The organism is Geoglobus sp., assembly GCF_054018175.1.
On record NZ_JBPLZQ010000043.1, the window covers coordinates 1 to 6,740 of the forward strand.

General features: G+C 49.0%; 9 protein-coding genes. 6 read left to right on the plus strand and 3 right to left on the minus strand.

Annotated features, from left to right (window positions below; translation table 11 throughout):
• Positions 1 to 120 precede the first annotated feature (120 nt).
• Positions 121 to 855: an ROK family protein gene (locus tag ACXJJC_RS03280; RefSeq protein ID WP_456369401.1), complete on the plus strand. Its 735-nt coding sequence runs from the start codon at positions 121 to 123 to the stop codon at positions 853 to 855.
• Positions 852 to 1,793: a ribose 1,5-bisphosphate isomerase gene (locus ACXJJC_RS03285; protein ID WP_456369402.1), complete on the plus strand. Its 942-nt coding sequence runs from the start codon at positions 852 to 854 to the stop codon at positions 1,791 to 1,793. Before ACXJJC_RS03280 ends, ACXJJC_RS03285 begins: the two co-directional genes overlap by 4 nt.
• Positions 1,794 to 1,886: 93 nt before the next feature.
• On the opposite strand, the gene ACXJJC_RS03290 is transcribed toward ACXJJC_RS03285, so the two are convergent.
• Genes ACXJJC_RS03290 through ACXJJC_RS03300 form a run of 3 tightly spaced genes read right to left on the minus strand, consistent with a single transcriptional unit; the run spans position 1,887 to position 4,758 of the window.
• Complete coding sequence (locus ACXJJC_RS03290) at positions 1,887 to 2,432, minus strand: dockerin type I domain-containing protein (protein WP_456369403.1); 546 nt, start codon at positions 2,430 to 2,432, stop codon at positions 1,887 to 1,889.
• Positions 2,433 to 2,474: 42 nt separating this feature from the next.
• Positions 2,475 to 3,008 carry a cohesin domain-containing protein gene (locus ACXJJC_RS03295; RefSeq protein WP_456369404.1) on the minus strand — a complete coding sequence of 178 codons (534 nt, stop codon included), beginning with the start codon at positions 3,006 to 3,008 and terminating at the stop codon, positions 2,475 to 2,477.
• 10 nt (positions 3,009 to 3,018) lie between these two features.
• Entirely contained in the window at positions 3,019 to 4,758 is a 1,740-nt protein-coding gene (locus ACXJJC_RS03300; protein WP_456369405.1) for a cohesin domain-containing protein, read from the minus strand.
• A gap of 398 nt (positions 4,759 to 5,156) precedes the next feature.
• Here ACXJJC_RS03300 and ACXJJC_RS03305 point away from each other — a divergent pair, with 398 nt between their 5' ends.
• The 4 genes from ACXJJC_RS03305 (at position 5,157) to ACXJJC_RS03320 (ending at position 6,730) form a co-directional block, all read left to right on the plus strand.
• Positions 5,157 to 5,753, plus strand: a complete 597-nt coding sequence (locus ACXJJC_RS03305; protein WP_456369406.1) for a hypothetical protein — start codon at positions 5,157 to 5,159, stop codon at positions 5,751 to 5,753.
• Entirely contained in the window at positions 5,754 to 6,047 is a 294-nt protein-coding gene (locus ACXJJC_RS03310) for a transcriptional regulator (protein WP_456369407.1), read from the plus strand. It begins immediately after the preceding gene.
• A 222-nt stretch (positions 6,048 to 6,269) separates the two neighbouring features.
• Positions 6,270 to 6,476 (plus strand): hypothetical protein, encoded by a 207-nt coding sequence (locus tag ACXJJC_RS03315; protein ID WP_456369408.1) that lies wholly within the window; start codon positions 6,270 to 6,272, stop codon positions 6,474 to 6,476.
• Entirely contained in the window at positions 6,473 to 6,730 is a 258-nt protein-coding gene (locus ACXJJC_RS03320; protein WP_456369409.1) for a type II toxin-antitoxin system RelE family toxin, read from the plus strand. The genes ACXJJC_RS03315 and ACXJJC_RS03320 overlap by 4 nt, the downstream gene beginning before the upstream one ends.
• Positions 6,731 to 6,740: the final 10 nt, after the last annotated feature.

Here is a 6,740-nt window from a genome sequence, read left to right on the forward strand (position 1 = left end):
GAAGCGTGCTTATGGCCACGTTAACGGCTTCAAGCAGCGTCTAACAGCCCTACATACCCACAGCTACTTCTCCGCGGATGGGAAACATTATAATAGCATGAATCTCAGAAGACTGGTGTAATGTTCGCCGGAATAGACGTCGGAGGAACATTCACCGACATCATCTCGTTCGACGGGCGGGAGTTCACCCACGTCCAGACCCTTAAAACCTCGGAGTTTCTGAAAAATCCCGGCATGGTTGAGGAATACGGCAATGCGGTCTTTGCGATAGCCGGGTGGGTTAGAGAAGGAAAGGTTATCAGAACGCCGAACATCCCCGGCTTCGATGCAGAGCTCTTCGAGGGCAGGAGGGTGGAGAACGACGCCAACTGCTTTGCAATCTACGCCCGTCACGTTACCGGCTTCAGCAGCATTTTTGCAGTAACGCTCGGCACCGGGATAGGCTCCGCGATAATTGCTGATTCGAAGCTTTACAGGGGCAATGGTCTTGCTTCCGAGATTGGGCATGCCTTTGTTGGCGGGAAAGAGAGGTGCGTTTGTGGTGGGATCGGCCATCTTGAAACCTTTTTCAGCGGATGGGCGATAAAGAAGAGGTTCGGCAGAGAGCTGAGCAGGGAGGAGCTTCTAAGACTGGATGGCTTCAAGGTGCTGTGTGCAGAAATTGCAAGGGCCGTCCTCATCCTCGATCCAGAAGCTGTTGTCTTCGGGGGACGAATCTCCGCATTGCTCGAGCCGGAGGATTTCCGGCAGATATACGATTTTCTTCCTCCGGAGTTCAGGCCGGAGATAACGGTTATAAAGGATGCTCTCGCAGTTGCGAAGGGAGCGGCGATTCTGGCAGGTGGTGGAGAATGAATCTGATTGAGGAAGCGGCGAGGAAGATAGAGAGCATGGAGGTTAGAGGGGCTGCGAGGATTGCGAGGTTTGCCGCCGAAACTCTCAAGAAGTATGCAGAGAACGTGAAGACAAACTTCGACGAGGAGATGCGGAAAGCGAGCGAAAGGCTGATGAACACAAGGCCCACGGCTGTGAGCCTTTTCAATGCTATCAACTACGTGATGAACTATTCCGGCGAGAGCGACCAGGAGAAGAGGGAGAGTCTGATAAGGCGGGCTGAAGAGTTCATCGAGTGGGTGGACACGGCGAGGGAGAAGATAGGCAGGATAGGGGCAAAGAGGATAATGGACGGTTCGACGATAATGACCCACTGCAACTCCTCAGCTGCACTATCGGTGATAAAGCACGCCTTCGACGAGGGGAAGGACATCAGAGTATTCGCAACGGAGTCAAGGCCGAGGCATCAGGGCTACCTGACGACAAGGGAGCTTGCGGATTATGGCATAGATGTCACGCTGATAGTTGATTCGGCCGTCAGGTACTTCATGAAGGAGGTGGATGTGGTTGTCGTTGGCGCTGACACGATCACGGTTAATGGGGCACTCATAAACAAGATAGGCACATCGCAGATCGCTCTCGCAGCCAAGGAGACGAGGGTGCCGTTCATGGTTGCCGCTGAAACCTACAAGTTCAGCCCCAAGACCCTGCTCGGAGAGCTGGTCGTCATAGAGGAGAGGGATGTGAGGGAGGTCATTGATGGCGATTTGCTTGAGCATCCGAATGTGGCGGTCAGAAACCCGGCTTTCGATGTGACGCCAAGGGACTACATAGACCTGATAATAACCGAGATCGGCGCAATTCCACCTGAAATGGCATACATAGTGATAAGAGATCATCTTGGCTATAAAGAGTTTGGAGGCGAGGAGATAACCCTGAGCGCAAGGCACTACGACTGACGAAAAAGTGTCAGCCAGTTTATTTTACCACCTTTCAGCTTCTCAAAACTGAAACACGATAAAAACTAAATTTGCTGAGCAATATTGAAGCTCTCAGATGAATCTGGAGAGAAAGTTCATCAGCGACACCTTAATCTGGTTCACCGTGCCAACCCCCTCCAGTCTTATCCTTCCGCTATCCAGTGCGTCTTTTAATGCTTTTGGATCTCTTGAGGAGAGCAGTTCCCTAACGGTCTTCTCGTCCGTGTGGGCGTTCATCTCTGGATCCTCAATTCCTCCTTTCATGAACCTGACTATCTTTCCGTTATCAATAACCACTCCGATCGTCAGCTCTCCACCATCACTCTCTTCAATCTTCCAGTTCATCCTGACCTCCTTCAGAGAGCTGCTGAGGTCGTAACTCTTAACAACTTCCCCAAGTTCGAAGAACAGTTCATCCTCATCTCCCGTGGCCATCATCAGGATTCTGAAAGCGTCGTATGCAGTTACCCTACCGTCGCCGTTCACATCGGCAACACTCTCAAATTCGAGTTTGCCAGTTGACATCTTCAGAGCAATCAGTGCATCGACACTCGTCACGTTTCCGTCGTGATTGCAGTCTCCACTCACTGCGGCCGCCTTACCCGTAAGTGCCATCATACACAGCAGCACCAGCAGACTAAAAAAATAAAGGAGTTTCATTCACTTTCCTCTCCTTCGTGATGCCAGAATTGCCAGCACTACAGCGACAAGCCATATCTCAAATCCTGGAGCGTTCTTCTTTTCCTCCTCCACTCCTGAAACAACGAGTTTTCCGTCCTGTTTTTCAACCCTCAGATCCACGTGCGTGTTGACATCGTAAGCTTTCACACTCTGGATCTTCAGCGCGCTCTCTCCCTCCTTCAGTGTATCAAACACAATTATTGCAACTGCTCCGTTTCCGCTGATCCCCCTGGAATCTGCGAGACTTATGGCGAGCATTCCGTTGCCTGTGTTGGAGGACAGCAGACCCTTGTTCAGCTCACCCTTGCCCACTGATTTTACCTCGACCACAGACGGGTCATATGCTATGACCACATCCATGCTGCCCAGATCTCTCGCGTCCTCGACCTCAACAGCAACTTCAACGGATGATCCAATGCTGCCCGTTGCGTTGGGAAGCTTCACCGTCAGGGCTGAAGCCGTGCCTATGGTGGCGATAACCAGGAGTGAGAGTACCAAAAATCTCACGATCACGATCTTCACCTCACCTGTTTACCCCCATCTGGATTCCACTCTCTATGGCCGTCTTGACCTGTTCCATCATGTTCGTGGCTGCGAGCTTCATAATCTCGGTTGCGTCCTTGGCCAGAACCTTTCCGTCTCCATCCATGTCAGCCACGGGTTTTGGATTAATTTTGCCGACCGACATCTGCAGGGCCAGCAGGGCGTCGAGACTGTTCACAAAACCATCTCCGTTAACGTCGCCCTTGTTTGCCTCCTCCTCGCTGACAACTTCAATTGTCCCGTCCACGATCACCGGGTTTATCCTGTTGCCGTCAACATCATACACGTCATATTCCTCGACCGAGATCGAGTGCACGTTTCCATTAAAGTCCACGATTCCTTGCATGTCTCCCATGATCCTACGTTTTTCAGAGCTTTCTTTATCCTCAATTATCTTGAACCTGATGTAGAACAGAGAGCCGTCTCCGCTCATTCCTGCTGCATCCGAGATTCCAACCCTGATCTTTCCATTTTCCACATTGTAGTCGAAGAGGGAGTTTTCAGTTAGCGAGCCCTGTATGACCTCAACAGCCTCAATCGAGTCTGAAGGGTATGTCACCACTAGATTAATGCTGCCGAGATTGCTCGCCTTTGCGACCTCTACTGGGATCTGCACCACATCCCCTGCCGAAGCTCTGGCCGAACCCAATTTAACCGTAGTCAGCGAAGGATACATCGGGACAAACTCCACTTTGATCGTCCCCAGTCCCGTTATAGATGTCTTCTTCGTCAGCAGGTATATTTCATAGTCTTCGCCGTAGTTTTTACCCCTGAACACCAGAACGCTCCCGTCCTCACTGACCAGCGGGAGGCTGATTCGGGCCAGGCCCGGGGAGTAGATCTTTTCCACTTCACTACCATCTGGCTTGACTGCAAAAATCTCCCATCCGTTCTGGCCTCCAGCACTCTTTACATAGTATATCCTGCTACCATCAGCACTTATGGCAGGATATACATGCTGATCATTAACAATCTGCATTAAGTTGCCATTCTGATAAACGAATATGCCTTTCCTCCCAGTGTAGCTCTCAGACTCCATGTACAGAACAACCTTACCGTCATCACTTGCGTGGGGGGGCAATACTATGTACTCGCTGTTTTCGGTTGTGTAGACTCCAGCGCCCTGCGCCGTTGTGGTATACAGGAGTTTAACATTCTGCGGACAATTTGCGCACTGAGAAGTAACAACTGCAAATTTGCTACCGCCAGATGACCCTATAACATCATAGTATCCATATATGCTCGTGTCGTAGGGTAGGTTTACTGTCCCCATCACCGTTCCGGATGCGGTGTTTATTCGCGTCACCTTCCCCTCCCCATACTCAAAAACCAGAAGGACGTTGCCGTCTCTGCTCAGAAGTAGGGAGATTGCTCCATCAGAAGAATACAGCGGCGAGCTCTGCTGCCATCCATTACTTTCACTCACAGCATAAACGAAACTTCTTCCAGACCTGTATTCCACAAAAGCGATCTTGGATCCGTCTCCAGATATGACCGGTTTGGAATCTTCATAAACGTTGCTGGTTATCCTGACAGTCTGCTTGGTCTGGAGGTCGTACATGAACACCTCTCTGTCCCACCTTGTAACAGGATTTTCGTCCGTGTCTGATATGAAAACGATTCTGTTACCGTCGGCCGTAATGACCCCACCAGAAAGCGAGTCGTCAGCACCGTCATCTGTCAGCCTAACGAATTCCCAATCTTCCGCGCTAACTGGCACAACAAGTGCCAGAATAGCGAACAATGCCAGGTAAATTCCTATTTTTTCCACGATGCCACCTCAACAGTTCATTTCAAAAATTGTTTTTACTCTTTTATCTACTTTTCGCATTATTTCATTTTGCACTCACACTTAAAATGCCACTTTAAGAAAAGATTAACATTGTTTAACACGTGGCTGAGTTATCGTGACCACATGATAATGGCGCCAAATGGTCGAGATAAATCTCAAAGAAAACGTTTTAAGATATTTTGACATACCAATTCCTGCCCTTGCCCCTCCAAGCTTTGAAGCCTTGCGAGCGGTGAGGAGGGGTTCCCTTGACGGGGGTTCACCTAACTTCCTATGCATTTCAGAATTTGTCAATCACATAAATAGTTTGAAGTACACCGTTTACCATGGAAGACGCAGAAGAACTCCGGAAAATTCTGGAAAAGATCGAGAGGAAAATTGTCGCTGTCGGGAAAATATACTCTGCGATTAACTTCGCCTACTGGCTGATGGTCATGAGCGTGTTTTACGTCATTCTCGCTTTTTTCAGACCATCCGGCACGATCTCGGCAGTTTACTGGGTTGTGGCGATGATTGCAGGTGTTGCAGTGTCTGGAATCCTTTTCAGACGGATCATGCGCATAGCTAAGAGGAGTGGCGAAAAGAGAGGGAGCAGGACCGTGGCAGCATTCATATTTCTGTCATGGGTGGCTGGAGCCATACTTGGATTCCTGGTGCTTCCCGCAACTCTGTCAGCCGGTTTCGGCGCTGCACTTCTGAGCTTCCTCTCAATCTCTCTGTTCGGAATGTGGGCTGTGCTGTCATACTCAGGAGGTCTTGAGCTGGAAATGGTTCCGTCATTCCTGATCACAGCAATCGGAGCAGTGGTCGCATTCACGTCCGCAGAGGATCTGTCTGTCTGGGCGGGCTTCGTGATTGTAACAGCGTTCTCTGTTACGATGCTGCTTTATCTTTACAGCGCATTCAGAATAATTGGTGATTGAATGGGGCCTCTCAGCGGGCTCAGACATGAAATCCTCGGAAATCCCGTACGGCTTGGAATCATGCTGTATCTTCTTTCGAGGGGGAGGGCGGCGTTCAGCGAAATCCAGCGAGTTCTGGAGCTGACGCCCGGAAACCTCGACTCCCACCTTAAAACGCTGGAGAAGGCCGGGATGATTGGAATAAAAAAGGTGATAGCCGACAGGCCGAGGACAGTGGTCGAGATAACTGAGAAGGGCGTAGGTGAGACCTGGGAGTATGTTAGAAAGCTGAAGGATGCGCTGGAAGGGCTGTGAGCTTTCTATAATTAATTTGCCGTTTTGTGTGGCATTACTTCGTTTCTTTATGAGTGGGAGTGTTTTGGCATCTCAAAAATCGGGATAGAGGATCTGAGAGATTTTGATGTATATGCTACCGAGGGAAAGGGTGATGGAGGCGATAAAGGAGTATGTAGAAAGGATGAGTTTCTGAAAGCCCTGTAAGTAAGATATTTATTTTTTTTGAGAATATGTAAGATCATGAGTGTTGTTGAACTACTCAAAGAGATAAAAGAGAAGCTCGAAATCATGGATAAGAGGCTGAGCAGACTTGAAGATGAATTGCTGGGTGATGAGATGGCTGATGAGGAGATCAGGGATGTAGAGGAGATTATTGAGGCATGCAAAACCGGAAAGATGAAAGTTTACACTCTCGAGGAGGCAAAGAGGGAGCTGGGTCTTGAATGAGTTTTAAAGTTGAGCTTTCTGAAAGAGCTGTTAAAGATTTAAAAAAATTCGGTAAGAAAGACCTTGAGAGGGTTTTTAAAACGATTGAGAAGCTGGACGACCCATTTTCACTGAACATTAAGAAGATTAAGGGTAACATTTATCGAGTAAAAGCGGGGATGAAAATCAGGCTTATTATTGAAATTGATTTTAAGGAAATGACAGTTCTGGTTGCAAGGATTGACTGGCGGGATAGGGTTTATGACAGAATGTAGGTGACCATTA